The sequence below is a fragment of the Massilia suwonensis genome (assembly GCF_042655665.1).
Classification (GTDB): domain Bacteria; phylum Pseudomonadota; class Gammaproteobacteria; order Burkholderiales; family Burkholderiaceae_D; genus Telluria; species Telluria suwonensis.
This window is the reverse complement of record NZ_JBHSMR010000014.1, coordinates 655,119-679,382: the sequence shown is the minus strand read 5'-3', so window position 1 is coordinate 679,382 and position 24,264 is coordinate 655,119. Positions and strand designations below refer to the sequence as shown.

Sequence of the window (24,264 nt, the reverse complement as noted above, 5' to 3'; positions counted from 1 at the left end):
TCTCCTTGTTGTTATCGTTCTTCGGGAATTACCCGTTGTTGGCGAGCTTCTGCTTGAGGATTTCGTTCTCGGTCAGCAGGGTCGCCATGCGGTCCTTCAGCGCGGCGATCTCGGCTTTCAATGCCGCCTTTTCGTCGACCGGCTCGCCGTCCGGGCCCAGCTTTTTCGGCTTGCCGGCCGCTTTCTGCTCGCGCACCTGGCGCGCGGCCTGCTGCAGCTCCTTGCGCCCGCCGGCCACGGCCGCGATCTGGGCTTCCTGCGGCAGCTGGGCCACGTTCGCCGCGGCGTTGATCGAAATGGTGCCCGAACGCACGGCTTCGACCAGCTGCGGCGCGGCCGCCTTCTGGATGCGTTCGATCTGGCTGATGGTATTGCTCGACACGCGCGCCGCCTTGGCGACTTCCTCGCGCGTGTTCCAGGGCGGCGGCGGACGCGAGTCCATGTCGTCCGGGCTCGGCTCGGGCGGCTGCTCGGCCATCTGCTGCGCCATGCGGGCGGTGACGATTTCCTTCTTGCGCAGGGCCAGCAGGCCACGCTGGAAGTCCGAGACGCTACGCCGCGCCAGGTGATTGTCGATCATCCACAGCATCACGTCCTCGATCGAGGCGAAGCTGTCGTTCTGGACGGTGCGGAATTCGATGCCGTGGCGGCGGCAGATCTCGTAGCGGTTGTGGCCGTCGATCAGGATGTCGCCCCACAGCACGAGGGCGTCGCGGCAGCCCTCGGCCAGCAGGCTGCGTTCGAGCGCGGCATGTTCGATCTCGGTCAGCGGATCGACAAAGGCGCGCAGTTGGTCATGGATGGTGATATTCAAGTCGGGGTCCTTGCACTTCTCGTTCAGGCGCGCAGGAAAGGGTTTTGCGCCGGGGTGCATGATACGCCATTCGATCGCTCGACCATAGGGCGGAGCCGCTTTTGATTCGTGCAATCTTGCAACTTCGACCCTCCCTTCGACACGCCTGTGCTAGAATCCTGCCGCGCTGCCCCGATGGTGAAACTGGTAGACACCCGGGACTTAAAATCCCGTGCTCGCAAGGGCGTGCCGGTTCGATCCCGGCTCGGGGCACCAGCGCTTTCTCCCTCCGTACCGCCCATCTCCCCTCTCCTGTCCCCGCAACGCAACTGTGCGCGCCCTTTGTTGCCAAAATTGTATTCTTGACTCCAAGTAGAAAAACAATATTGATCGGGGGGTTTATGGGACTCAAACGGGAATACCCGGTATTGTTGCCGTTCGCACTTCCGGACGTCGTTGCACTGCGTGACAGGTTCAAGGCCTGGCTGGCCGAGACCTTCCCGCCCCTGTCCAAGGCCTGCGATGAGGGTTATAGTGCCTTCTTCGTCGCGGGCGCCCGCAATCCCTATCCGCCGGGAACGGTCGAGCACGAAGACTGGCAGTGGGGTTACGAGGAAGCGAACGACGATTCGGTCTGGTAGCTGGCTTATCGTTAAAGTTCGGCCTGCGTGCGTGCGCGCAAGCGCGTGAAGTCCGCCTTTGGGATACTCCTCTGCGACCTGCCCACACTGGCCTGGCCATGACGGGATGGCGGCACTTTCCTGCCGGGCCGGCAGCAACATTCGACGAGAGGACACATGCATCGGGAGAACATCGCGCCAGGCCGGCAGCCGGCCCTGGCGGCACGGCGCCGCAGCCTGTACCTGCGCGTGCACGCCTGGGCGGCCCTGATCGCCTCTCTCTTTATCCTGCTCGCCACGCTGACCGGCCTGCTGTACGTGTTCGTGCCGCAGATCGAGGCGCGCCTGTACCGCGGGCTCGACCACGTGAGCCCATCCGGCAGCATGCTCGCGCTCGACCGCTCGGTGGCGGCCGCGCAGGCAGCCGCGCCGCCCGGGCTGAGCCTGCGCTCCGTGCTGCCGCCCTATGAAGCGGAGGACCCTGTCCGGATCCTGTTCGAGCCGGTCCGCGCGCCCGAGGGCCATGCGCATCATCACGGCGCGCCGCCGGCAATGGCAAACGCGCGTCCGGTCACGGTCTTCGTGAATCCCTACGACGCGCGCGTGCTCGGCGTGCAGGACACGGGCGGGCGCTTCAGCGACTGGTCGAAGAACCTGCATTCGCGCCTGCTGCAGGGCGAGGGCTGGCGCTGGATGATCGAGCTGGGCGCGAGCTGGCTGCTGGTGATGCTGCTGACGGGCGTGTACCTGTGGTGGCCGCGTCCCGGCCAGAGCGGACTGCCGCGCGCCGGCAGGCAGGGGCGCGCCGCATGGCGCCAGTGGCATGCCTTTGCCGGCGTAGCGCTGGGAATATTGAGCCTGGTGATGGTGCTGACCGGGATTACCTGGAGCCGCTACGCCGGCGAGAACGTGCGCGCCCTGCGCGATGCGGCCGGCCAGCAGTCGCCCGCCGCGCCGCGTGGCCTGCGCTCGACGCCACGTCCGGGCGCGCGGGCGCTCGACTGGCAGGCGGCATGGAACACGGCGCGTGCCGCCGCACCGCCGGTCGCGCTGAGCCTGAGTCCGCCAGCTGATGCAGCCGGGGTCTGGCGCGCCACCAGCGCCGACCGCGCCGCGCCGACGCGCCGGATCGACCTGCTGTTCGACGCCTACGACGGCCGCGTGCTGTACCGCGCCGGTTGGGATCAACAAACCGCCTTCGGCAAGGCGACCGCCGTCGGCATCCCCTTCCATCGCGGCGAATTCGGACTGTGGAACCAGGCGCTGCTCTTCCTGTTCGGCGCGAGCGTCCTGTTTTCCCTGCTGTCGGGCTGGGTGATGTACTTCAAGCGCAGGCGCAGCGAAGGACTCGGTCTGCCCGCGCTGCTGCCGGGCGCCTGGCGCGCCGCCTCGCCGCTGGCTCTACTCGGCACGCTGGCCCTGTGCGCCCTGCTGCCCCTGCTCGCGGTCTCGGCGGGCGTGGTGCTGGTGCTGGAAGCGCTGGTTTTGCGGCGGGCGCGGCCCGCCTGAAGGATCCTGCTCCGAGTTACTCGCTGCCGCAAGGCGGCTGGCGCCGCGCGCGGTCGTGGGCCGCGCCGGCTTCGGCGGCGCGCCAGGCGGCGCGTGCCGCAGCGGCCGCACCCGCGGGGCGCAGCGGCGGACGGCTGCGGCGGGCCAACGCGCTGCGCGCGCGGGTGCAGGACGGCGCGCTCATCGCGGCGCCGCCAGGGCCAGCCGGGGCTGTGCGGCCGCAGCCGGGGCGGCGCCGTTTTCGAGCTTGAACTCGCCCACCAGCGCCACCAGGGTGGCCGCCTGCTCCTGCAGGCTTTCGGTGGCCGCTGCCGCCTGTTCGACCAGGGCCGCGTTCTGCTGGGTCGCATCGTCCATCTGCACGATCGCCTGGTTGACCTGGGCGATGCCGGTGCTCTGCTCGGCGCTGGCCGCGCTGATCTCGCTGACGATGTCGGTCACGCGGCGCACGCTCTCGACCACCTGTTGCATGGTCTGGCCCGCTTCCGCCACCAGCATCGAACCCATGCCGACCTTGTCGACCGAGTCGCCGATCAGGCCCTTGATTTCCTTGGCCGCGGCGGCGCTGCGCTGGGCCAGGTTGCGCACTTCGGTGGCGACCACGGCGAAGCCGCGGCCCTGCTCGCCGGCGCGGGCCGCCTCGACGGCCGCGTTCAGTGCCAGGATATTGGTCTGGAAGGCGATGCCGTCGATCACCGAGATGATGTCGACCACCTTGCGCGAGGACGCGTCGATCGAGGCCATGGTCTCGACCACCTGGGCCACCACGTCACCGCCGCGCACGGCCACTTCCGAGGCCGAGGACGCCATCTGGTTGGCCTGGCGCGCATTGTCCGCGTTCTGGCGCACGGTCGAGGTCAGTTCTTCCATCGAGGCCGCCGTTTCTTCCAGCGCGCTGGCCTGCTGTTCGGTACGTGCCGACAGGTTGGCGTTGCCCTGGCGGATCTCGTTGCTGGCGCCGGCCACGCTGTCCGAGCTCAGGCGCACCCGGGCCAGCACGTCCTGGATCCGGGCCACAAACGTATTGAAGCCGCTCGCGATCGTGGCCAGCTCGTCGTTCCCGCGCACCTCGAGGCGCGCCGTCAGGTCGGCATTGCCGCCGGCCAGGCCGGTCATGGTCGCGGCCAGCGCGCGCAGCGGACGCATCAGGCGCGAGAGCACGGTCACCATCACGGCGCCGGCGATCAGCGCGCACATCACCGAGACCAGCAGCGAGTATTTCACCAGTTCGCGGCTCGATGCCGTGGCCACCGCTTTCGGGAAGCTCAGCTGGACCGCCCAGGGCGCCATGTCCGGATGCGGGCGCAGCGGCTCCAGCAGGCGCACATTGTCCTGGGCGTCGACGAATTCATAGGACTTGCCCTGGCGGATCGCCTCCAGGCCGGCGGCCGGGATGTCGTCCGCCTTCTTGCCGGCGCGCGCCGCGTCCGGATTGCTCGCGTACAGGCCGCCATGCGACACCAGGGTCAGCACGCCGCCCTCGATCGGCTTCATGGCGCCCAGGATGGCCGACAATTTCGAGACCATCAGGTCGCCGGTGGCCGCGCCCTTGAACTGGCCCTTGACCGTGACCGGCGCCACCAGCGAGGCGATCAGTTCGTCCTTGCCGTTGATCGGGTAGGAATACGGCTCGGTGAGGAAGCGCTTGCCGGTGCTTTTCGGCACGTCGTACCAGTCGTTCGCGCCGGGCGTCGTGGTGAACACGATCGGTTCGACCCGCACCGTGCCGTTCTCGCCGCGCGTGTAGTACGGCATGTAGCGGCCGCTGTCGTCGTATTCCGGCTTCTTGCCGGCATACTCGGCGTCCTTGCCGTCGAGCGCATCCGGTTCCATCGTGACCGAGGCGCCGGCCAGGTCGCTCGAGCCAAGCAGCATCGATTGCGCCAGGGCCGTGACCTGGGGACGGGCCAGGCCCTGGCCGGCCGTGCTGCTGGCGCCGACGCTCTCGGCGATGGTCGAGACGGCCTTCAGGTTGGCGCTGATGCGCCCTTCCAGCGTGGCCGCGCTTTCGCGCGCCGCCGTGCGCGCCAGCTTCATGGCCGCTTCTTCGGATGCGGCGCTGCCCTTGACGCCGATGACGGCCGAGGTGATGCCGAGGCTGAGGATGACCAGCACGGTGGCGGTCGCGGTGATGCGGGTATTGAGCGAGAGCGCAAGGCGCGCGCGGCGGGGAGTAGCGGGAGTCTTCATGGCAGTGTAGAAAAGCGAAGGTCGGGTCAGAAGCTGCGGGTCAGGCTCAGGACGACACTGCCCTTGGCCGGATTCGAATACGCGATGTGGCCGCGCGCGTCCGGCACCCCGGTGCTGTAGCGGTCATAGGCATGGGTGGCGCCGAAGGCGCGCGTGTAGGCGGCGGAGACGCTGAAGCCGCCCGGCAGCGTGCGCGTCAGGCCGACCTTGACGTCGCGCCAGTTCCAGTAGTCGTTGCCGGCGCCGGCCACCCGTCCTTCGCCCGCGTGCAGGTTGAGCGTGGTGGCGTGTCCGAGGTCGATGTTGGCGCCGCCGTCGAAGTAGCCGGTGCCGCGCGCATTCGCGATGCCGAAGAAGTCGCGCGTGAGCGTGTAGTTGTACTTGGCGTAGAGCGACTTGTAGCTCACGCCCGCCGAGAGCTCGGCGTAGTCGTAGCGGGTGCCGGTCGCACCGATCACGGCGCCGGGATAGCGGTAGTACAGGGCCGTCAGGCTATAGCCGACCTGGGCCAGGCTGCCGCTGTAGCCGCCGTACAGGTCCCATTCGAGCTTGCCGTTTTCGACGTAGCGGTCGGAGACGTTCGAGACCCAGCTGCCGGCGCTCCAGCCGCTGCGGTGCACGAAGTCGACGCCGGCTTGCAGGGCGGGCTTGCCCCAGGTCTGGCGAAAGCCGCGCGAGACGTATTGGGACGCGACGCCGGCATTGCCGCTCACGGTCCAGGCTTTTTGCGGGATGTCGGCAGCGCTGAATTCGGCGGCGTGCGCAGGCTGAAGTGCGCACAGGGTCAGGCAGGCGAGCGGCAGCAGCCGCAGGACAGAGATGGTCATGGTGGGAGGTCGGCGCGCAGCGCAAGTCGAGGGCTGAAAGATTCCGTAAGGCAAATTTCCTAGCGGAATTTTATGTGCGTCTTGCGGCCGATCTACGCTTTCATGCCAGGATGAAAACGAGATTTTTTGTGTGTTGCATCATCGGCGCCACAGATTGGGCACCGAGTGGCAAGGATGGCATTCGAGAGTGACAACGCGGCCCCTGCGTACGGCCGCGCCGGATTGAAAGCGCGCTAACGGCCCTGGTAGAGCAGGACCGCGCAGGCTGCCGCGCCGATGGCGAGCAGGCCGTAAAGAAAGTAACGCATCGCGGTGGCCAGGCCGGCCACCGCCTTGTCGGCGTCCTTGCTGAGCATGCCGCGCTTGCGCCCGGCGTTCATCAGCATGGCAATGAAAATGAAGCTGGCAAACAGGACCAGGACGAATTTCATCCAGCGATCCTCAGGTGCGCACCAGCACCAGGATCAGCGCGATGACGGCGACGACGCCCGAGCCGGCCGCAACAACACCGACCAGGGTCAGGCGTTCGCGCGCCGCTTCCAGGCGCGCGATCAATTGCGCGTTCTGGTCCGCCAGTTCGGCGATCAGCTTCGAGGCTTCGCGCACCTGGCCATGCAGCTGGGCGATCGCCACGTCCTGCTGCTCGACGCGCGCGGCCAGCATGGCGATGCCGTCGTCGACCGGCATCGCGGTGACGGTCTCGTCGAACTGCATGTCGGGCTCGGGCACGCCCTTGCGGCCGACGGTGTCCCAGAGCCGGCGTGCGCCGTTGGCCACCTGGGGGGCCGCGGCGAGCACCTCGCTCCACGGAACGGATTTCAATACTTTCAGCCAGGCTCCCGCCATGTCGTGTTCTCCTCTACGCTCAAGTATGCAGGATAGCATCGGCGCAGTCCGGACGCCGCGCGCCCGGGATGAAGTGCGCACCAATCGTGCGGCCGCGCTTTTGCGCTACCATGGAAGCCATGTGTGGACGATTTGACCAAAGCCAAACGGCACGCTACTACGCGAGCGTCTTCGGCTGGGCCGACGCCGTGTACGACAGCGAATCGACGCCGGCCTATAACGTGCCGCCCGGGACCTATCGTCCCGTCATGCACATCCAGGACGGGGAACACCGCGTCGACGACGTGTTCTGGAGTTATCGCGCGAAATGGGCGGAAGGCAAACTGCCGATCTCGATCAACGCCCGCCTCGACAAGCTCACCAACCGCTACTGGAGCCGGCTGATGAAGAACGGCCGCGCCATCGTCCCGGCCGAGGGCTGGTACGAATGGACCGGCGAAAAGGGCAAGAAGCAGCCCTGGCACATCCACCGCAAGGACCGCGCGCCGCTCTACATGCTGGCGCTGGCCAATTTCGGTCCCTTCACCGAACACCGCGCCGAGGCCGGCTTCGTGCTCGTCACCGACGACGCGGCCGAAGGCATGCTCGACATCCACGACCGGCGCCCGGTCGTGCTGGAAGCGGCCGACGCCGCGCTCTGGCTAGATCCCGCCATCAGCCCGGAGCAAGCCCTGGAACTGGCGCGCCGCGCCGCCCTGCCGCCGGACGCCTTCGAATGGTTCAAGGTCACGCCGCAGCTGAACCGGCCGACCGCGGACAGCCCGCAGATGGCGATGCCGCTGCCCGAGTGAGCAGCCGGGAAGCGGCGCTTCCCTTAGAGCGCCTAACAAGACTGTCAGGGGCTGCGAGTGCGGGGCCGGAGCAAGCGAAGCAAGGCGCAGCGCCGAAGACAGTACGAGGGTACGGCGAGGCGCTGCAACGCAGCCCTGGCTGTTTTGTCAGGCGCTCTTATTCCAGCACCGTCAGCAGGGCCACCAGTCCCAGCGACAGACCGATCAGGACGCCGGCGCGGCTGCGCAGGCGCTGGCCGCGTTCGACCATCTGCTTGGCGATGTCGCGGCGTGGACGGCGAGCGCCATCGACGGCGGATACTTGCTGTGCTTGTTTCGTGTTCATTGCATGTCCATTGGTTACGGTCCGGGCGAAGCCGAACCATCATTCGGGGCCGCGGCGCGGCGGCGTTGGGTGGAAAGCTCGGGCACGGCGCGCGGCGCCGGCCGAGCTCAGGCAAGCCAGGCGGGATGCCGCGGAACGCGGGCGGGGATGGCGGTGCCGGCCGGGGCCTCACCGCGGGAGAAAGCGAAACTCGAGGATGCGTGATGCGCGATGCGTGACATGATGCCGGTTACCGTTTTCGATTCTGCTGCCGGGAGCACTGACAGGGCCCGCGCTACCGGGACCTCTGCCCCGACCCGCAACGTGAAGCAATCGATTCTACACGTAGAGTTTGATTGTTCAAGAGCTGGTTGCGGGTTGTGTTTGCGTTACATCATATGTCTTGAATGTTATGTCTTCCTTAAGAGACAAGCGCGGCCTTTCTACAGATAAATTTACCCAAACAAACAAAGGATAAAAACAATTTATCCTGCTGAAATCGAACAGCTTCTGATCTATGTCTACCTAGCCAGGCAACTAAGGCGCCGAGGCCGGTGTCGAATCTGCATGACCGGATCAACCATACCGACGTGCGAGGACACCGATGGGCATCTATATGCAATTACGCGAAACGCTGAAAGACGGCGAACATTACGCAGGCGTCATCCTGGGCAAGGATGGCGGGCCTGACCACCACCTGATCCTGCTCCCAGGCGAGGCCGCCGACGTCGGCTGGCCGGGCGCGCTCGACTGGGCCGCGTCCCAGGGCGGCGAGTTGCCGAGCCGGCGCGAACTGTCGCTGCTGTTCGCCAACCTGCGCGAGGAATTCGAGCGCGAATGGTACTGGTCGTCCGAAGCGCACGAGACCCGCTCGCAGCTGGTCTGGGGCGAGAATTTCGCCAGCGGCATCCAGACCGTGTACGGCCGGCCTTTCCGCGGACACGCGCGCGCCGTGCGGCGGGTGCTGATCGAATAAGCCTGCCGGGTCCGCGAGGACGCGAGCGAAGCATCGGCGCCGGACTGACGCCGATGCCGGCATCAGCGCCGACTAGACCGAGGCCGAACGCGCTTCCGTGGCGGAAATGTGCTCGCCGCCCTTCTTGCGGCTGGCCGCCATCACGCCGACACCGACCAGGGCCAGGCCGAGCACGGCACCCAGCGGCGAACGCGGTATCCAGCGCATGGCCGCGCCCGTAACGGCGGTCGGCGATTCGCGCTGCGGGTCCGAGTGGCGGCGGCGCAGTGCCTCCTTGCTCGCCGGGCCGCCCGCGTACAGCTGGATCATCTCGCGGACAAAAGCCAGCATGTCCTGCGGGCCGCGGCTGGTCACGAGGTTCCCGTCGCGCACCACTTCCTGGTCGAGCCAGATGGCGCCCGCGTTGACCATGTCGTCGCGGATGCCGGGCCAGGATGTCACCGAGCGGTCGCGCAGCAGGCCGCTGGAAGCCAGCACCCAGGGTCCGTGGCAGAGGGTCGCGATTGGTTTACCGAGCAGGTCGAAAGCGCGCACGAAGTCGCGCGCATCGCTCGACTGGCGCAGCGCATCGGGGTTCATGAAGCCGCCGGGAATCAAGAGGCCGTCGTAGTCGCGCCCGGTCACTTCGTCGACCGTCCAGTCAACCGGAATCAGTTCCGCGGGCACGTGCAGGTTCATGCCGCGGATCTTGCCCGCGCGCAGGGAGATGATGTCCACTTCGGCGCCGGCCGTGCGCAATGCTGCCACCGGCGCCGTGAGTTCCACTTTTTCGAAGCCGTCCGCCGCGAGCACGGCGATGCGCTGTCCCATCAGTTGCTTCCGACCAGCCATGGTGTCCTCCATTGAGCGAGATGAGCACGAAAGCCTACCAGAACTGCCGGGTAGGCCGCGCCCGGTCCGTATCGCTGCCGGACGGAAACGAATGAGGCGGGCGGCCCCTGCTCGTCCTTACCGCGCCGGCACCACCGCGCGGCCGATCGGCTCCTCGACGTTCGCCAGGAACCAGGCCGTGGTCGCCATCAGCGCCACGTGGCGGCGCAGGTTGTCGGGGTCGACCTTGTCGAGCGTGTCGGCGCCGGTGTGGTGGTAGTCGAAATAGCTGGAAGTGTCGATCAGCGGCGCGAAGCTCGGCACGCCGGCACGTTCCAGGCCCGACAGGTCACCGGTCGAGAGCGCATCCTGGCGCTGGAACACGCCGGCGCCGATCGGCTGCAGGGCCGCCTGTAGCGGCGCGAACAGGCGGCTCGACGTAGCCGGCACGCTGGCGCGCAGGCCGAATGGACGCCCTGCCCCATTGTCGCTTTCGATTGCGCCGATGTGGGTCGCGGCGTTCGCCGTGTTCGCCTCGAGGTAGGTGCGCGCGCCGCGCGTGCCGTTTTCCTCGTTCATCCAGGCGATCAGGCGGATCGTGCGGCGCGGCCGGTAATCGAGCTTTTTCAAGGTCTCGAACACGGCCATGGCGCTGGCCACGCCGGCCGCATCGTCGTGCGCGCCGGTCGCCAGGTCCCAGGAATCGAGGTGGCCGGACACGATCACGACCTCCTCCGGTTTCTCAGTACCCGGCAGGTCGGCGATCACGTTGTAGCTGTCGGCGTCGGGCAGGATCTGCGGGGTCAGCACCAGGCGCATGCTCAGCGGGCCGCGCTTGGCCAGGCGGCTCATCAGCATCGCGTCCTCGACGGTGACGGCGGCGGCCGGGATGCGCGCGCCATCCTGCAGGTTGGTGGCGCCGGTATGCGGCAGGCGGTAGTTGGCGCCGCCGACCGAGCGCACCAGCGCCGCCACCGCGCCCAGCTCGGCCGCCATGCGCGGGCCGTTGGTGCGGTAGTTCGAACCCTGGCCATAGGCCGGGCCGGCCAGGCCGCGGTCGGCCATGAACTGGTCGAAGGGCACGTCGAACAGCACGATCTTGCCTTTGACCTCAGCGCCGCGCGCCTTCAGCTCATCGAAGCTGGACACCACCACGACGGGTGCCGTCAGGCCGGCGGCCGGGGTCGCGCCGGAGCCGCCCAGCGCGGTCAGCACCACGCGCTGGCTGATGCCCTCGGGCCGGCCGCGGTACTCGACCAGCTCGCCCGTCTCCTGGCCGCGCACCCAGTGCGGCACCTTGACCGGCTGCAGCGTCACCTTCGCGCCCAGCTTGCGCATGGCCTCGGCCACTTGCGTCACGGCCGCCGCCGCGCCTTTCGAACCCGACAGGCGCGGACCGATCAGGTCGGTCATGTCCGCCGTGCGTTCCCAGGCGTAATCGCTTTGCAGGGCGGCGTCGCGGATCCTGGCGAGCGCGGCTGGATCGTTACCGGGGCTGGCGGCCTGGCTCGAGACGACCGGCAATGCGGCGAACAGGGCGGCGGCGAGTACGCCGAAGGCGGGATGGCGGAGACGGGTCATGCGGACGATCCTCTGGAAGTTGAGGATCAGAACGATAGCGCATCCGCCGGGAATTTGCTGTCTTTACAAGCTTGTCAGGCGGGCACGAGACGGACCAGGGTGATTTCCGAGGGCGCGCCGAAGCGCTTCGGCGGTCCCCAATAACCCGTGCCGCGGCTGGTGTACACCCACAAGCGCCGCACCCGGTGCAGGCCGGCAACGAAGGGCTGCTGCAGCGGCACGAACAAATTCCAGGGGAAGAACTGGCCGCCGTGGGTATGCCCCGACAGCTGCAAATCGAACCCGGCCTCGGCCGCCGCCGGCGCGCTGCGCGGCTGGTGCGCCAGCAGGATCTTCACGGCCAGGTCGCTCGGCGCGCCGGCCGCGGCCAGCTGCGGATCGCTGCGGTGCGCCGGATTGAAATGGTGGGCCGTATAGTCTGCCACGCCCGCGATCATCAGCGCCGCCTCGCCGCGCCGGCGCACCACGTGCTGGTTCAGCAGGACGGTCAGGCCCAGGCGCCGCAGCTCGGCGATCCACTCTTCCGCACCCGAATAGTATTCGTGGTTGCCGGTCACGAAAAACGCCCCGTCCGGCGCCGACAGGCGCGCCAGCGGCTGGGTATGCAGGGCCAGGCGCTGCACGCTGCCGTCGACCAGGTCGCCCGTCACCGCGATCGCGTCGGCCTCCAGCGCATTCACGCGGTTGACGATCGCGTTCAGGTAGGGCCGCTTGATCGTCGGGCCGACATGGATGTCGGAAATCTGCGCGATCGAATAGCCGTGCAGCGGCTCCGGCAAGCCCTCGATCGGCACGTCGACCCGTTTGACGCGCGCCACTCGGCGGGCGTTGACGAAGCCGACGATGGTCACGCCCAGCGCCACGATCGGCACGGCCAGGGCGCTGTAATAGTCCAGCGCCGGGCTGCCGATGCCGGCAACGGCGGCCACCACCAGCAGCAGCTCGCGCACGAAGGTCGACACCAGCAGCGACGAGAACAGGCCCATGGCCAGCAGCCCGAGCCAGGCCAGCTGCTCCGACCAGCGCCGGCGCCGCAGCGACGATGACAGCAGGCCGACCGGCACCAGCACCGTCGACAGGAGCAGGAAGACGGTGCCGGCCAGCATGCCCGTAAGGCCCAGGCCGAGGGCGGGCATCAGGCGGACGCCGATGTAGACGTGCAGGAGGACCAGCAAGGACAAAACGACGAGCAGGTTACGGCGTGCGGACATGGTGACTCGAGGGAGGCTAGCAACCTTGCTTACATGGGGAGTCATGGTCGATCTGCAAGGGTTGCCAGAATAATGTTACCGACTGCCGATCAGTTGTAAGAATCTGTATTAGCCCGTGCGACCCGCGGCGGCCGGGTCTATAGTGCGTTCCATGCCCCGGCGTCACAGCGATCATGTCGATCCTCGTTGAGGCAAAAAAGGAAAAGCCATGTTGAACAAAAAATGCTTTGGTGCGGTGATCCTGGCCGCTGTCGCCGTCTCGCCCTCGGCATTCGCTGGCGACCGCGGCACGAACACGGCGGTCGGGGCGGTGCTCGGCGCAGCCATCGGCGCCAGTGCGGGTGGCGGCGGCGGCGCCCTGGTGGGCGGCGTGCTCGGCGCGGCGGTCGGCAACTCTATCGGCGGCCACGACGACCGCCGTTACTACAACAACCGCGGCTATGCCTCGGTCGACTACTACCAGCCACGCCCGGTGTACGTGCAGCCGCGTCCCGTGTACGTCGAACAGCCGCGCTACTACCGCGAACCGGCGGTGGTCTATGTCGAGCCGCGCGGCCGCTATCACCATGGCCGCGGTTGGGACCGCGATGGTTACCGTGACGGCTATCGCGACGGCCGCGGCTACCGCGACCACGACGGCTATCGTGACGGCTACCGCGACGGCTACCGCCGCTGATCCGGGCCTCGCTTCCACAAGAACCGCATCTTCGGATGCGGTTTTTTTTCGTCCCGCTTTTTCATTCGCCCCCGGCTAGCTGTCCGCAGCGGCATCACGGCCGCGACGACCAGGGGGAAGCATGGAGCAGACGGGCGACATCGTGACGCTGAAGGCGGGCCACTACCGGCTGCGCGCGCAGCTGGCGCAGTCGAACTACGGAACGATCTGGCGCGCCGAGCGTGACGGCTTCGCGCCAGTCGCGCTCAAGCTCGTCAACCGGACGCAGATGGAGCGTGCCGAGCCCGCGCTGCGTGCGCGCTGGAGCGAATGCGCCGCGCGCGAGATCGCCTTCCTGACCGCGCTCGCGCCCTGGGACGGCCGCCACATCGTGCGCCTGCTCGACCACGGGAGCCATGAAGACCTGCCCGCCTTCGCCCTCGAACTGCTCGACGGCGACCTGGCCGCGCACGTGGCCGAGGAGACGGCCCAGGGCCGCCCCATCGGCCTGGCGCGGGCGCTGGCCTGGATCGCCCAGGTCAACGCGGCCCTGGCCAAGGTACACCAGCACGGCTGGCGCTATCTCGATCTGAAGCCGTCGAACCTGCTGCTCGACGCGGCGAACGACAGCCTGAAACTGGCCGACTTCGGCACCAACCGCAGCCTGGCCGACCTCGCTGCGCATTCCTATGCCGGCACCGCCAGCTGGCAGGCGCCGGAACAGTTTTTCCCCGCCGGCGCCGGCTACCTGACCGACGCCCGCGCCGACTATTTCGCCCTCGGCGCCCTGTTCTACTGGCTCGTCACCAGCGGTGCGACCCTGCGCTACGCCGGTGCCTGCGGCGACGCCTTTCGTGCACACGGGCGAGAAGGCGCGGCGCAATTGAAGGAGGCTTGCCCGCCCATCCTCGGCGAGGACGAAGCCGTCCGCTTTCTCGGCTGCTGCGGTGGCGAAGGTGATCCGCAGGCGGCCCTGGCGCTGCTGCGCGCGCTGCTGGCGCGGCGGCCCCAGGACCGGCCGCCGCATGCGCTGGCGATCAGCCGCATGATCGCGGCGGCGCGCGCCGATGCGCCGGCGAGGGCTGCATGATGCGCGGCTTCGGTTTCAAGAGCCTGGCGGCAGCCGCGCTCGCGCTGCTGTGCGTCCTGCAGGCGCTGACGCTGCTGCGTGCGCCGCAGGCCTGGCTGCCGGCCGCCGTCGAGATCAGGCTCCCCCGCGGCGCCGAGACCGTGCTCGGGCGCGCCGAGCTGGCCGCGCCCCAGGCCGGCACGCGCCACCTGCGCCTGCGCCGCGATGCGAGCGGCGCCTGGTTCGCCGCCAGCGCCGACGGCGTCCACGGCCTGCGTTTCGAACGCGGCGAGGAGCGCCTGCGCAGCGGTGCGCGTGCGCTCGCCGCGGGCCAGCAATGGCGGCTCGGCGCGACGCTGTACCGGATCGAGGCGGCCAACGCGGGCACGGTGCGCTTCAGCGACGGCGCCCACGCGTGGACGTATGACGGCGCGAGCCTGCGCCGCGACGGCGCCGCGTTCGACTCCTGCCCAGGCGCAGGTCCGGGCAAGCAGCTGCTGGCACTCTACAACCGCTTGGCGCCGCGCGCGCTCAGCGTGGACCGTCCGCTGCGCTTCGGCGGCAACCTCTCCTGCGCGACCCAGGTCGGCAATGCCGATGCGGCGCCCGGCAGCGCGCAATTGACTTTTGAAGACGGCAGGCCCGTCCTGCTGGCCGCCACCGGCGTCGAGCGAGTGCCGCTGCTGGTCGACGAGAACGGCCTGCCGCAGGACCTGGCATTGCGCGAACAGCCGCTGGCCGGCATCAGCGCCATGACGGCCGGGCGCACGCGCCTGCTGGTTGAGGGAAGCGGCGAGGTGCTGCGCCTGCGTCCGACGGGCCGGGTCGCCCTGTTTCCCGAGGCGCGCACCGAGTTGCCGCCCGGCGTCAGCTGGCAGTGGGAGCGGCGCGATGCCTGGTCCTCGCCACCGGCGGCCGGCGCCTGGGCCGCAGCCTGTCTCGGCGCCGGCCTGCTGGCGGCCTGGCTGGCGCGGCGGGCACGCAAGGACTGGGTCTCCTGCATCCGCCTGGGCGCCGGCATCGCCCTCGCCTGCGCTGGCCTCGGCCTGCTGCTGGCCCAGCGCGGCGGCAATGCGCCCGGCGTGACGCTGTCGCTGCTGCTGTCCTGGGCCGCGCTGTGGCACGCAGTCACCGCGCCGCGCACCGCTGCCGTATTGCGCATCGGCGTGCTGCTGCTGGCCGCGGGCCTGCTGCTGCAGCTGGAACTGGGCAGCGGCGCGCCGGATACGGCCTGGCTGCGCCACTTCCAGAAGACAGCTGCCGCCGCGACGCTGGGCCTGGGCCTGCTGGGCGCCGTCCCCCTGTTCACGCACGCCAAGCCGCCGGCCCAGGCGCAGGTCGAGATCGGCCTCCTGCTGCTGGCCGGCGCGGCGCTGGCCGCGCTGCTGCTGCAGGTCGGCTGGGGCAACGAGACCGGGGTGTTCGACCTGCAGCCGGTGGAATTCGCCAAGCTCGCGCTGACGGTGCTGACCGCGCACTGCGTTGCGCTCGGCCTGGGCGAACGCCATGGCGGCGGCACGCTGCTGCGCTGGCTGCGCCTGACCACGCCGGTCCTGCTGTTCGTGCTGCTGCTGGCCGTGGCCCTGGTCCAGGTCGACGATTATTCTCCGCTGATCCTGCTGCTGGTCTGGGGTGCATCCATGCTGCTGGCCTGGTCCTGCGCGGCGCGCCGCGCCCGGCCCGCGCTCGGGGTGCTGGCGCTGGCCGGCATCTGCTGCTGCGCCTTGTTCGTGCTGCGCGGCGCCGCGCCAGGCGAGGCGGCGCAATGGCAGTTCTACGGCGAGCGCTTCGGGGTCTGGCTCGATCCGGGCGCGCATCCGCATACGGGCCAGCAGCTGCTGCTGGGCGCGCAGGCGATTCGGGAGGGCGGCTGGCGCGGCGCCGACGGCCTGTTCGGCGTGGCCGCGCTCGGACAAGGCGCATTGTCCGCGCTGGCGATTCCTGCCGTGCAGGACGATTTCGCGCCCTCCTTCCTGCTGCAGCGCCACGGCCTGGCGGCGGGCCTGCTGCTGTGGGTCTTGCAGGCGCTGTTCCTGTGCGCGCTGCTGCACGCCGCTCGGTGCGCCTGGCGGGCGGGCAGCGCCGCGCGCGACTACCGCCAGGCCTGGCTCGGGCGCTTCCGCTGCTTCGTGCTGTGCGGCGGCGCCGCCTTCGTGTTCGGCCACTTCCTGCTGTCCTGGGGTACCAATCTCGCCTTCTTTCCGATCATGGGCCAGCCGATGAGTTTCCTGTCCGCCGGCGGCTCGCACCTGCTGTTTTTCATCTTCCCCCTGCTAGCCATGGGCAGCACCGCCCGACCAATCGAGGAGAACCCATCATGCCGGTCTACGTACAACACGAAACCCTGAACCGCGTCAGCGACGTGTTCAATGCCGAAGCGCTGTGGCAAGCGCCGGGGCTGGCCCTGCTGAGCCGCCGTCCGCTGCTGCGCGACCTGCTGGAACGCGCCCCGCGCGAACAGCGCGGCCGCGCCGCCACCCGCTGCTTTTCGCACGTCACCCTGGTGCTGCCGCAGGACGAGGTCGACGACGACCGCCACCTGACCCGCGGCGCCCGCGTGCGCGACCTGGCGCAGACCCTGCAGGCCCTGCACCAGAAGGACTTCGGCGACCTGCTCGGGCCTGACGAGGTGCGCTACCACGTGCTCGGCTCGGAAAGCCTGGAACCGGGCCAGGTCGAGGTCAAGTTCGGCCACGCCGTCTACCTGCCGGCGCCGGGCGAGGAAGTCCAGTACACGGTCAGCGTCTCGCGCGACAGCGCGATCTGGCAGCCGGTCTGCCCGGTCTACCCGAACGGACGCCTGACGGTGCTCGGCGCGGACGCGGCCCATGCCACGCACGCCGTGCCGGGCTGGCCCTTCGCCGTGGACGGCAGCATCCTCCTCATCAACGACGGCCCGGATGCGCCGCTCGAAGTGCAGGTGCGCCCGAAGGAGACGCTCGAATGCACGTTCGACGCCGCCGCCGGCTACTACACGATCCGCGCCCGTGCATCCACAGCCGCCCCGGCGCGCCTGCTGCTGAAGGTCACGCCGGCGCAGGCGAAGATCGCCGCCGCGCCGCGTCCGGTAAGCGCGCCGCCGGCGCCGCGTCCGCCGGCGGTCTGGAAGACCCGTGCGCGCAATCTCGACGACGCCGAACTGACCGCCGTGCCGGTGCTGCACCGCGCCGCGCCCGCCGCCCCGATCCCGAGCCACGACGCCACCTACGCGCCGGTGCTGCGCCAGCGCGTCAGCCTGGCCGCCCTGGCCCTGCCGCGCCTGTCGCGCTACCGCGATACCGGCGCCGCCAGCCTCGAATTCGGCCTGCAGCCCGACCTGGGCGTGGGCCCGCTGCAGCCCGGCGGCCTGCTCGGCTTCGCCCTCGATGCGAGCGACGCCGTGTACGCGATCACGGCGGACGGCCGCCAGCGCATCGGCGTACCGAACCGCTTCGCGCCGGTGGACGGCGTCGACGTGCGCGTGCTGGCGCCATGCGCGCAGATGGCCGAGCGCTACAGCGCCATCGTCTGCCTGCCGCAGGCGCCGGGCTTGCCTGTGAACGGCGGCGCGCGCCACGTGTTCGGCCGCGCGGCGCCGGCACTTGCCGCCCTGCGCGTGCTGGACGCCGGCTGCCTGCGTAGCGCAGACGGCGCGGACCTGGGAGGCGCCGACCGCCTCGGCCTGTCGCGCCTCGCCTTCGGCTTCGAAGCCGGCGCGGAGGGCTACCGCGTGACGCCCGAATCGACGACCCAGGCCCTGTACCACCTCGACGACAAGCTCGGCTTCGTGGCCGCGATCGAGGCGCAGGAGGACAAGCCCTACCTGGTCCCGCTCGGGCACCACATCGTCGCCGGCCACTACGTGCTGCGCGTCGAGGCTTGAATGTCGGGCGCCCTGCTCCTGCCGGCCTGCGCGGCTGCCGGCCTGCTGCTGACGCTGGTGCTGGCGGCGCGCTGCACGCCGGGCGCCTGGTGGCGCCGCCCGAACGCGCGCGCGCTGGCCGTGCTGGTGCTGGGAACGGGTCTGATCGGCGGCGCGCTGTGGGCCTGGCTGGCGCCGGCACGTCCGCTTGCGCCGCTAGCGGCAGCCTCGCTTGATCTGCCGCTGGCCGGACGCAGCTACCGCGTGGCCGACGCCCTCAACCTGCGCGCCGCGCGCGGCACCGGCGCGCCGCGCATGCTGGTGCTGCCGGCCGGCGCCGTCGTCGAGGCGACCGGACGGCGCGACGGCGACTGGTGGCAGGTCACGGCGCAGGCCGGCGGCCAGCGCTATGAAGGCTGGGCCAGCAGCCTGTGGCTGCGCCGGGCGGACGAACGGCGGCCTTGATTGCTACGCAGGAGCGAAGCGCATCGGGTTGAAGTACAGGCCTTTTACGCACTGGGTCGGCGCCGTGCGCTCGAAGCCGAAGGAGGCATAGACCGGCACCGCGTAGTTGGAGGCGTTGACGGTAAAGGCGCCGCTGCCGCCGCGTGCCAGGCAAGCGGCGCGCGCGGTGTCCCACAGCTTGCGCGCCAGTCCCTGGCCGTGCCAGCGCTTGTCGATAAACAGGTGGAAGACATGGCTGTTGTCGCGGATGGCGATGAAGCCGGCGAGCTCGCCGCCATCGACCGCCACGTGGTACACGTGCCCCGCCGCGACGTAATTGCGGATGCCCTCTTCGTCGTTCTCGCGCAGGAAGGTGCAGGCGCCCTCGGGCGGCGATTCGTGGACGATGAATTCGATGGCGCTGGCGCGCAGCAGGCGCGCGCAGGCGGGCAGGTCGGCGGTATCGAAGGGTCGAATCAGCATGGCGTGCGAGGATTGGGCCAGGCATTAACATACCATACGATATGCCATCGATGAAGGAGCGAAGCAGCATGCCTAAAGGCGCACACAAGGACCGCCGGTTCGAGGTCGCGGCGGCCAGCCGGATCGGCGCCGGCCCCCACCAGCGCCTCGAAAACCAGGACAACTTCCTGGTGATCGACGGCACCGGCCGCGCTACCTACCTGCGCGACGGCCGGACGCAATCGGCCCAGCTCGCGCACTGGCCGCAAGGCCACCGGCGCCTGGCCGTCATGGACGGCATGGGCGGGCACGGCCACGGGCGCGAGGCGGCCGAGTCGGTCGCGGCCGGCCTGCTCGCGATCCCCGCCTGCGCCGACATCCCCACGCTCACCCGGCATCTCGACAGCCTGCACCACACGCTCCAGGCGCGCTTCGACGCCCTGATGGAAGCGGCGCCGCGTCCCGGCACCACGCTGACCATGCTCGAGATCCCGCCGTCCGGTCCTCCCCTGCTGTGGCATGCGGGCGACTCGCGCCTCTACGAAATCACGCCGCAGGCGGTCAGCTGCCTCAGCGTCGACCACGTCCCGGCCACCGTGCTGGCGATCGGCGGGCTGCTCGACGAGGAGGCCTGGCGCCACCACGTGCACGGCAGCCACGCGCCCCAGATCGCCCAGGCCTTCATCCTCGGGAACACGCTGCTCGATCCGGCCCGTCTCGACGATGGCCTGGTCGCACTGGATGGGAACACGCTGCCGCCCTGGCTGCGCGCCCTGCCCGACCGCCGCGCTGTCACGCTGCGGCCGGACGCGACCTACTTGCTCGCCACCGACGGCTTCTGGTCCTGCCGCGACCCCGCCGAGTTCGTCGCGCGCTGGCCGCGCCTGTTCGCCCAAGACTCTGCCCAGGCCTGCCTGGACGCCCTGTTTGGCGAAATGGAGACACATCCGCCGCTCGGCCTGCAGCCGGACAACCTGACCGCCATCGTGCTGCGCGTCCATGGCGCCGCCCGCGACGAAACCGCGCTCCCGCAATAAGGTTTGCTTTACAATAGGAAATGATGCACTAAATCAACTTCAAGCGGCCGGAAGCGCGCGCCACGGCTGGGCGAATCCGCGTAAGCTTCCCCGGTCCACGAGGCCTGCCATGAACCGCTGCAACAATCCCGATCATCCGCACTGCACCGTCTGGGTGATGCCAGGGGACAGCACCTGCACGCATGGCCATCCGCAGGCATCCGCGTCGAACGAGGCGCCGTTGCCGTCGGCCGCGCCCATCCCCGCACCCGCCGCACCGCGCCCGCACCTGCACCCGCATTTGCACATTAGCGGCTTCGACCCGCGCGCGGCCGGCGGCCGGCAAGTACTGAAGCTGGAACTGCGCGGCATGCCGCTCGACGCCGCGGCCGGGGTCACCCTGCTGGCGAGCTCGCGCCTGCAGCTGGAAAACGGCGAACGCCACAGCTTCACGCGCACCGTGCGCGGCGAGTGGCTGCCGGTCTTCCTCGAATTCTCCTCGCGCGGACTCGAACACGGCCAGTACCGCATCGAACTCGAACTGCACAGCCGCGCGCAGGCCGCCGCGCGCACCTGGATCGCCACTTTACTCATCCTGGCGCCGCGCGCCGACGCCAGCCTGCACGACATCCACCAGACCTTCCTCGCCACGCATAAAAACGTGCGCGTGCATGCGGACGATGCCTCGATCGCGCGCCTGAAAGCCAGGACTGGCGGCGGCGCGCTCGACATCGACCTGCGCGCGACCAACGCAGGCATCGCCCACCTCGACCTCGACAACGAGGGCGGCGGCAAGATCGACCTCGGCTTTTCCAGCATCGCCTGGGACGAGGACCTGCTCGAGATCGACGTGCCGGAGCAAGCCGCGCAGCATCCCTGCCCGGCCGGCACGGCCTGCCTGGTACACGACGCTGCGCACGGTCCTCCGCATTCTCCTCGTTACTTGCGCCTGTTCGCCCTCGACGAATGCGTCATCGGCCGCAACGAGCCGGGTGCGATCGATGCCGACATCCGCCTGATGCACCACGGAGAATCCGGCCTCGTGCTGGAGGGACTGACGCGCCGCATCTCGAGCCGCCACGCGCTGCTGCGGCGCGGACGCGAGGGCTTCGAGATCGAGGACGTGTCGCGCTACGGCCTGCTGGTCGACGGCGCCTGGCCCGGCAAGCATGCGCCGACGCCGCTGCGTCCCGGCATGCGCATCGAACTCACGGCCAGCATTCCGGGGGTGGCCGTGCTGGAAGTGACGGCGGTGCTGCCGAACGGGATCCTGCTGCACCGCTTGGATGCCGGCATGGAGCACGAAGCCTTTTATGTGATGGATGCGGAACGCAAGCTCGAGGCCGCGCCGCGCCTCGCCGCGCTCGGGCTGCCGCTGCTGTTCCACCGCGACGGCGGCTTCTGGCACCTCGATCCGAGGAGCGGCGTCGAGACCGCCTTGAGCCCGACCGTGAACACGGCGGGCCTGTCGGGCTGGCCGCAAGGCGCGCGCTTCGCCGCCCGGCCCTATCCGGAACACCGCAAGGGGCCAGCCACGCTGGTACTGCGCCAGGAACGGGCAGCGCAAGACCGCCGCGCCGCCGGCGCCTGAATTTGCCGACCGGGCCCCAATGGCCTTGCGCCGGCACCGTAGGGTGGGCACTCTGTGCCCACGCGGTACGAGCTCGTGCGTTCACCTACGGCCGTGCCCAAGCCGCTTGTACCGAACCTGACAATTAAGTGTCGTAGCTGCTAGCAATCGGTCCGAGCCACGTATGCGAGAGGCGCACGTAACGCGTGGGCACGGAGTGCCCACCCTACAACAGAAAAAAATTGGCGAAGCCAACAACGGTTCTGCTTAAATGACTGGCATTGGCCTTCAGTGCCCCTGCGTCAGCATCACGATGAAGATCAGGCCGCAGCCGGCCAGCAGCGCCGCCTGCAGTCCGAACACGATCGCGGGAATGCGCAGCTCTTCGGGGATTTTCATGGCACGCCTCCTGGGTGCGATAGAAATATCACCCCACAAGCCTACGCCCGCCGCATGGCGGCGCCCACACGCTACCCCGAGGAAATCGCGGTCAGCGGACTGCCGCGTACCGTAGGGTGGAGTCAGCGCTCGTCCGGCGCGCCCTCTTCGTCGGGTTCGCGTACCACCCTGAACCCCACGATATCGTTCGACATCACGGCCGAGAAGCCGTTGCGCAGCGCCGAGCGCAGGTAGCGCGGGTTGTACAGCCAGGACCCGCCGCGCAGGATGCGGCGCGCGCGTTCGCCGCCTTCTTCCCAGGCGCTGCCGTCGAGCGGCGCGCCCTCGTAGCTGTCGTGCATGACGTCCTGCACCCATTCCCAGACGTTGCCGTGCATGTCGTGCAGGCCCCAGGGGTTCGGCGCGAAATGGTCCACCGGCGTGGTGCCGCGCCGGTAGTCGCCGCGGGCGCCGCCGTTCCAGGTGAAGTTGCCGTCGTAGTTGGCGAGATTCGTGTCGATCGCGTCGCCGAAGCTGAAGGCGGTTTTGGTGCCGGCGCGGCAGGCGTATTCCCATTCCGCCTCGCTGGGCAGGCGGTAGCGCCGGCCGGTGCGCTCGCTCAGCCAGGCCACGTAGCGCTGGGCGTCGCCCCAGCTCACGCCGACCACCGGGTGCATGTCGGTCTGCGGGAAGCCCGGCGCCGACCAGTCGACCTCGCCGCCGGGCTGCCAGCCGGTCGCTTCAACGAAGACGCGCCATTCTCCGACCGTCACCGGATAGCGGCCCATGGCGAAGGGACGCGCGATGCCGACCCAGTGCTGGGGCGTTTCGCGCGCCAGCCAGTTCTTCTGGGCGCCGCAGGCCATGGCGATTTTCCGCTCGTGCTCGGGGGAGCCCATCTGGAAACGGCCGGCGCGGAGCACGACCAGTTCCGGGGCCGCTCCTTCCGTGTCGAGGAAGCGGTCGCGCAGCAGGGTTGGCGGCTCCGCTGGTGCGGGGGCCGGCGCCTCCTGCGGGGTGGGCTGCTTGCGTGCGCGCTCCTGTTCGGCCAGGTAGGCCGCGGCCGCCTTGGCCTGCAGGAGCTTGCGCTGGGCCTCGTCCTGGGCCTGGCGCGTCTTCGCCACTTCCTCGTCGCGGCGCGCGGCCAGCTGCTCGCGCAGGGCGTCGCGGCGGGCCCGGCGCGCCGCTTCCGCTTCCAGGCGCTCGCGTTTCTGCTGTTCGCGCAGCTGCTGGCGGGCGGCCTGGGCGGCGGCTGCAGCCAGGTTGCGGCTGCGCTCGTCCGCCTGGCTGTCGACGGGCTCGGGCACTGGTTCTGGTTCCGGTGCCGGTATCGGCTCGGGCGCTGCCGGCACGGCTGGTTCGACGACGATCGCGTCAGGCACGGATGCAGGCGCATCGGGCGCGGCGAGCCGGTCGAGCAGCGCCGTCACGCTCTCCGGCCGCGCCGCGGGGTCTTGCGCAAAACCGCTGCGCAAGGCCTCCCACCGGGCGTCGTTCAGTTCTTGCGGCCGCGGCGGCTCGCCGATGGCCGGCGCCGCCAGGCCCTTCACCATCTGGTGCACCATCACCGCCACCGAATACACGTCGAGCTGGCGCGCGGGCACGCTGCCGGGCGACCCGGCTTCGGGCGCACGGTAGCCGGGCGTGCCGGAGAGCGCCGGCGCCTCGGTGGCAGTACGGCCGCCGGCACGGGCGCGCGCGGCGATGCCGAAGTCGAGCAGCTTGACGTCGCCGCGCGCGGTCACGAAGACGTTGGCCGGCTTGATGTCGCGATGCACCAGGCGATGCCGCTCCCAGGCATAGTCGAGGGCCTCGGCCACGGGCCGCAGCAGCGCCAGCACCCGCGCCAAAGGCAGCGCGCCTTCGCGCGCCAGCAGGCTGTCGAGGTCCTCGCCCTCCAGGCATTCCATGATCACGAAATAGCTGCTGGTTGCCGGGTCCTGGGCCCAGTCGTAGACGCGCACGATGTGCTCGTGCGCCAGGCGCCGCGCGCGCGTGGCTTCCTGCACCAGCAGCTTGGCGTGGCTGGCGCTTTCGGTCAGTTCCGGCGACAGGATTTTCAAGGCCACCTGCGCGCTGTGGCCCAGCTCCGCATGGGTGGCGAGGTCGGTCGCCTGCCAGACCTGGCCCATGCCGCCCAGCGCGATCAGGCGCTCGAGGCGGTAGCGCCGGTTCGGCGGACCGACCTGCTGGCCCGCCATCAGCCCCAGCTCGGTGCCGCGCGAAGACGTCGGCGCGGCGGGCGCCTGCGCCGGCGCATGGGCGGCATCGAGGATCGCGTTCTTGCGCTGGTCGAACTCCTGCCGGCTCAGCAGGCCGTCCTCGTGCAGTGCGCGCAGTTCGCGGATCTTGTCGATGGCGGTTTGCATCG

General features: G+C 69.6%; 23 protein-coding genes and 1 tRNA gene. 12 read left to right on the top strand and 12 right to left on the bottom strand.

Annotated elements, in window-relative coordinates; all coding sequences use genetic code 11:
- Positions 1-28: 28 nt before the first annotated feature.
- Complete coding sequence (locus tag ACFPQ5_RS23465) at positions 29-814, bottom strand: hypothetical protein (protein WP_379761353.1); 786 nt, start codon at positions 812-814, stop codon at positions 29-31.
- 168 nt (positions 815-982) lie between these two features.
- Between ACFPQ5_RS23465 and ACFPQ5_RS23460 the strand changes: the two genes are divergently transcribed.
- The 3 genes from ACFPQ5_RS23460 to ACFPQ5_RS23450 all read left to right on the top strand — a co-directional run bounded on the left by ACFPQ5_RS23460 (position 983) and on the right by ACFPQ5_RS23450 (position 2,922).
- Positions 983-1,069, top strand: a tRNA-Leu gene (locus ACFPQ5_RS23460).
- Positions 1,070-1,194: 125 nt separating this feature from the next.
- Complete coding sequence (locus ACFPQ5_RS23455) at positions 1,195-1,434, top strand: hypothetical protein (RefSeq protein ID WP_379761351.1); 240 nt, start codon at positions 1,195-1,197, stop codon at positions 1,432-1,434.
- A 156-nt stretch (positions 1,435-1,590) separates the two neighbouring features.
- A complete protein-coding gene (locus ACFPQ5_RS23450) occupies positions 1,591-2,922 on the top strand; it encodes a PepSY-associated TM helix domain-containing protein (RefSeq protein WP_379761349.1) in 1,332 nt (443 codons plus the stop codon).
- A gap of 16 nt (positions 2,923-2,938) precedes the next feature.
- Here the strand turns inward: ACFPQ5_RS23450 and ACFPQ5_RS23445 are convergent, their stop codons facing one another.
- From ACFPQ5_RS23445 to ACFPQ5_RS23425, 5 genes are all read right to left on the bottom strand, one after another.
- Positions 2,939-3,106 (bottom strand): hypothetical protein, encoded by a 168-nt coding sequence (locus tag ACFPQ5_RS23445; RefSeq protein ID WP_379761347.1) that lies wholly within the window; start codon positions 3,104-3,106, stop codon positions 2,939-2,941.
- Positions 3,103-5,112 (bottom strand): methyl-accepting chemotaxis protein, encoded by a 2,010-nt coding sequence (locus ACFPQ5_RS23440; RefSeq protein WP_379761345.1) that lies wholly within the window; start codon positions 5,110-5,112, stop codon positions 3,103-3,105. The genes ACFPQ5_RS23445 and ACFPQ5_RS23440 overlap by 4 nt, the downstream gene beginning before the upstream one ends.
- 26 nt (positions 5,113-5,138) lie before the next feature.
- Positions 5,139-5,939 (bottom strand): TorF family putative porin, encoded by an 801-nt coding sequence (locus tag ACFPQ5_RS23435; RefSeq protein ID WP_379761343.1) that lies wholly within the window; start codon positions 5,937-5,939, stop codon positions 5,139-5,141.
- A 233-nt stretch (positions 5,940-6,172) separates the two neighbouring features.
- Positions 6,173-6,370 (bottom strand): hypothetical protein, encoded by a 198-nt coding sequence (locus ACFPQ5_RS23430; protein WP_379761342.1) that lies wholly within the window; start codon positions 6,368-6,370, stop codon positions 6,173-6,175.
- 10 nt (positions 6,371-6,380) lie between these two features.
- Positions 6,381-6,785, bottom strand: coding sequence for a hypothetical protein (locus ACFPQ5_RS23425; RefSeq protein ID WP_379761340.1), 405 nt, complete (start codon positions 6,783-6,785; stop codon positions 6,381-6,383).
- Positions 6,786-6,904: 119 nt separating this feature from the next.
- On the opposite strand from ACFPQ5_RS23425, the gene ACFPQ5_RS23420 reads away from it, so the two are divergent.
- Positions 6,905-7,576, top strand: coding sequence for an SOS response-associated peptidase (locus tag ACFPQ5_RS23420; RefSeq protein WP_379761338.1), 672 nt, complete (start codon positions 6,905-6,907; stop codon positions 7,574-7,576).
- 157 nt (positions 7,577-7,733) lie between these two features.
- Here ACFPQ5_RS23420 and ACFPQ5_RS23415 read toward each other — a convergent pair whose 3' ends face one another.
- Positions 7,734-7,901 (bottom strand): hypothetical protein, encoded by a 168-nt coding sequence (locus tag ACFPQ5_RS23415; protein WP_379761336.1) that lies wholly within the window; start codon positions 7,899-7,901, stop codon positions 7,734-7,736.
- Between the two features lie 595 nt (positions 7,902-8,496).
- Between ACFPQ5_RS23415 and ACFPQ5_RS23410 the strand changes: the two genes are divergently transcribed.
- On the top strand, positions 8,497-8,856 hold the full coding sequence (locus tag ACFPQ5_RS23410) for an Lcl C-terminal domain-containing protein (RefSeq protein ID WP_379761334.1): 360 nt from the start codon (positions 8,497-8,499) through the stop codon (positions 8,854-8,856).
- A 72-nt stretch (positions 8,857-8,928) separates the two neighbouring features.
- On the opposite strand, the gene ACFPQ5_RS23405 is transcribed toward ACFPQ5_RS23410, so the two are convergent.
- The 3 genes from ACFPQ5_RS23405 to ACFPQ5_RS23395 form a co-directional block, all read right to left on the bottom strand.
- A complete protein-coding gene (locus ACFPQ5_RS23405) occupies positions 8,929-9,687 on the bottom strand; it encodes a type 1 glutamine amidotransferase domain-containing protein (RefSeq protein WP_379761332.1) in 759 nt (252 codons plus the stop codon).
- Between the two features lie 117 nt (positions 9,688-9,804).
- The gene (locus ACFPQ5_RS23400; RefSeq protein WP_379761330.1) at positions 9,805-11,247 is read right to left on the bottom strand and encodes a M20/M25/M40 family metallo-hydrolase; all 1,443 of its coding nucleotides are present in this window, start codon (positions 11,245-11,247) and stop codon (positions 9,805-9,807) included.
- Between the two features lie 74 nt (positions 11,248-11,321).
- Positions 11,322-12,458, bottom strand: a complete 1,137-nt coding sequence (locus ACFPQ5_RS23395; protein WP_379761328.1) for a metallophosphoesterase — start codon at positions 12,456-12,458, stop codon at positions 11,322-11,324.
- A gap of 208 nt (positions 12,459-12,666) precedes the next feature.
- On the opposite strand from ACFPQ5_RS23395, the gene ACFPQ5_RS23390 reads away from it, so the two are divergent.
- The 5 genes from ACFPQ5_RS23390 to ACFPQ5_RS23370 all read left to right on the top strand — a co-directional run bounded on the left by ACFPQ5_RS23390 (position 12,667) and on the right by ACFPQ5_RS23370 (position 18,488).
- Complete coding sequence (locus ACFPQ5_RS23390; RefSeq protein ID WP_379761326.1) at positions 12,667-13,134, top strand: glycine zipper domain-containing protein; 468 nt, start codon at positions 12,667-12,669, stop codon at positions 13,132-13,134.
- 121 nt (positions 13,135-13,255) lie between these two features.
- Positions 13,256-14,203: a protein kinase domain-containing protein gene (locus ACFPQ5_RS23385; RefSeq protein ID WP_379761324.1), complete on the top strand. Its 948-nt coding sequence runs from the start codon at positions 13,256-13,258 to the stop codon at positions 14,201-14,203.
- The gene (locus tag ACFPQ5_RS23380; RefSeq protein ID WP_379761322.1) at positions 14,200-16,530 is read left to right on the top strand and encodes an FtsW/RodA/SpoVE family cell cycle protein; all 2,331 of its coding nucleotides are present in this window, start codon (positions 14,200-14,202) and stop codon (positions 16,528-16,530) included. The genes ACFPQ5_RS23385 and ACFPQ5_RS23380 overlap by 4 nt, the downstream gene beginning before the upstream one ends.
- Complete coding sequence (locus tag ACFPQ5_RS23375; protein WP_379761320.1) at positions 16,500-18,044, top strand: hypothetical protein; 1,545 nt, start codon at positions 16,500-16,502, stop codon at positions 18,042-18,044. The genes ACFPQ5_RS23380 and ACFPQ5_RS23375 overlap by 31 nt, the downstream gene beginning before the upstream one ends.
- Positions 18,045-18,488, top strand: a complete 444-nt coding sequence (locus tag ACFPQ5_RS23370; RefSeq protein ID WP_379761318.1) for an SH3 domain-containing protein — start codon at positions 18,045-18,047, stop codon at positions 18,486-18,488.
- Between the two features lie 3 nt (positions 18,489-18,491).
- Here ACFPQ5_RS23370 and ACFPQ5_RS23365 read toward each other — a convergent pair whose 3' ends face one another.
- The gene (locus tag ACFPQ5_RS23365; RefSeq protein ID WP_379761316.1) at positions 18,492-18,950 is read right to left on the bottom strand and encodes a GNAT family N-acetyltransferase; all 459 of its coding nucleotides are present in this window, start codon (positions 18,948-18,950) and stop codon (positions 18,492-18,494) included.
- Between the two features lie 68 nt (positions 18,951-19,018).
- Between ACFPQ5_RS23365 and ACFPQ5_RS23360 the strand changes: the two genes are divergently transcribed.
- Positions 19,019-19,966, top strand: a complete 948-nt coding sequence (locus ACFPQ5_RS23360; RefSeq protein WP_379761314.1) for a PP2C family protein-serine/threonine phosphatase — start codon at positions 19,019-19,021, stop codon at positions 19,964-19,966.
- A gap of 109 nt (positions 19,967-20,075) precedes the next feature.
- Complete coding sequence (locus tag ACFPQ5_RS23355; RefSeq protein WP_379761312.1) at positions 20,076-21,536, top strand: FHA domain-containing protein; 1,461 nt, start codon at positions 20,076-20,078, stop codon at positions 21,534-21,536.
- 500 nt (positions 21,537-22,036) lie between these two features.
- Here ACFPQ5_RS23355 and ACFPQ5_RS23350 read toward each other — a convergent pair whose 3' ends face one another.
- A complete protein-coding gene (locus tag ACFPQ5_RS23350; RefSeq protein ID WP_379761310.1) occupies positions 22,037-24,262 on the bottom strand; it encodes an SUMF1/EgtB/PvdO family nonheme iron enzyme in 2,226 nt (741 codons plus the stop codon).
- Positions 24,263-24,264 lie beyond the last annotated feature (2 nt).

Coding starts and splice junctions, on each gene's coding strand:
- ACFPQ5_RS23455 (WP_379761351.1), top strand. CDS start 1,195: ATGGGACTCAAACGGGAATACCCGGTATTGTTGCCGTTCGCACTTCCG.
- ACFPQ5_RS23450 (WP_379761349.1), top strand. CDS start 1,591: ATGCATCGGGAGAACATCGCGCCAGGCCGGCAGCCGGCCCTGGCGGCA.
- ACFPQ5_RS23445 (WP_379761347.1), bottom strand. CDS start 3,106: ATGAGCGCGCCGTCCTGCACCCGCGCGCGCAGCGCGTTGGCCCGCCGC.
- ACFPQ5_RS23440 (WP_379761345.1), bottom strand. CDS start 5,112: ATGAAGACTCCCGCTACTCCCCGCCGCGCGCGCCTTGCGCTCTCGCTC.
- ACFPQ5_RS23435 (WP_379761343.1), bottom strand. CDS start 5,939: ATGACCATCTCTGTCCTGCGGCTGCTGCCGCTCGCCTGCCTGACCCTG.
- ACFPQ5_RS23430 (WP_379761342.1), bottom strand. CDS start 6,370: ATGAAATTCGTCCTGGTCCTGTTTGCCAGCTTCATTTTCATTGCCATG.
- ACFPQ5_RS23425 (WP_379761340.1), bottom strand. CDS start 6,785: ATGGCGGGAGCCTGGCTGAAAGTATTGAAATCCGTTCCGTGGAGCGAG.
- ACFPQ5_RS23420 (WP_379761338.1), top strand. CDS start 6,905: ATGTGTGGACGATTTGACCAAAGCCAAACGGCACGCTACTACGCGAGC.
- ACFPQ5_RS23415 (WP_379761336.1), bottom strand. CDS start 7,901: ATGAACACGAAACAAGCACAGCAAGTATCCGCCGTCGATGGCGCTCGC.
- ACFPQ5_RS23410 (WP_379761334.1), top strand. CDS start 8,497: ATGCAATTACGCGAAACGCTGAAAGACGGCGAACATTACGCAGGCGTC.
- ACFPQ5_RS23405 (WP_379761332.1), bottom strand. CDS start 9,687: ATGGCTGGTCGGAAGCAACTGATGGGACAGCGCATCGCCGTGCTCGCG.
- ACFPQ5_RS23400 (WP_379761330.1), bottom strand. CDS start 11,247: ATGACCCGTCTCCGCCATCCCGCCTTCGGCGTACTCGCCGCCGCCCTG.
- ACFPQ5_RS23395 (WP_379761328.1), bottom strand. CDS start 12,458: ATGTCCGCACGCCGTAACCTGCTCGTCGTTTTGTCCTTGCTGGTCCTC.
- ACFPQ5_RS23390 (WP_379761326.1), top strand. CDS start 12,667: ATGTTGAACAAAAAATGCTTTGGTGCGGTGATCCTGGCCGCTGTCGCC.
- ACFPQ5_RS23385 (WP_379761324.1), top strand. CDS start 13,256: ATGGAGCAGACGGGCGACATCGTGACGCTGAAGGCGGGCCACTACCGG.
- ACFPQ5_RS23380 (WP_379761322.1), top strand. CDS start 14,200: ATGATGCGCGGCTTCGGTTTCAAGAGCCTGGCGGCAGCCGCGCTCGCG.
- ACFPQ5_RS23375 (WP_379761320.1), top strand. CDS start 16,500: ATGCCGGTCTACGTACAACACGAAACCCTGAACCGCGTCAGCGACGTG.
- ACFPQ5_RS23370 (WP_379761318.1), top strand. CDS start 18,045: ATGTCGGGCGCCCTGCTCCTGCCGGCCTGCGCGGCTGCCGGCCTGCTG.
- ACFPQ5_RS23365 (WP_379761316.1), bottom strand. CDS start 18,950: ATGCTGATTCGACCCTTCGATACCGCCGACCTGCCCGCCTGCGCGCGC.
- ACFPQ5_RS23360 (WP_379761314.1), top strand. CDS start 19,019: ATGCCTAAAGGCGCACACAAGGACCGCCGGTTCGAGGTCGCGGCGGCC.
- ACFPQ5_RS23355 (WP_379761312.1), top strand. CDS start 20,076: ATGAACCGCTGCAACAATCCCGATCATCCGCACTGCACCGTCTGGGTG.
- ACFPQ5_RS23350 (WP_379761310.1), bottom strand. CDS start 24,262: ATGCAAACCGCCATCGACAAGATCCGCGAACTGCGCGCACTGCACGAG.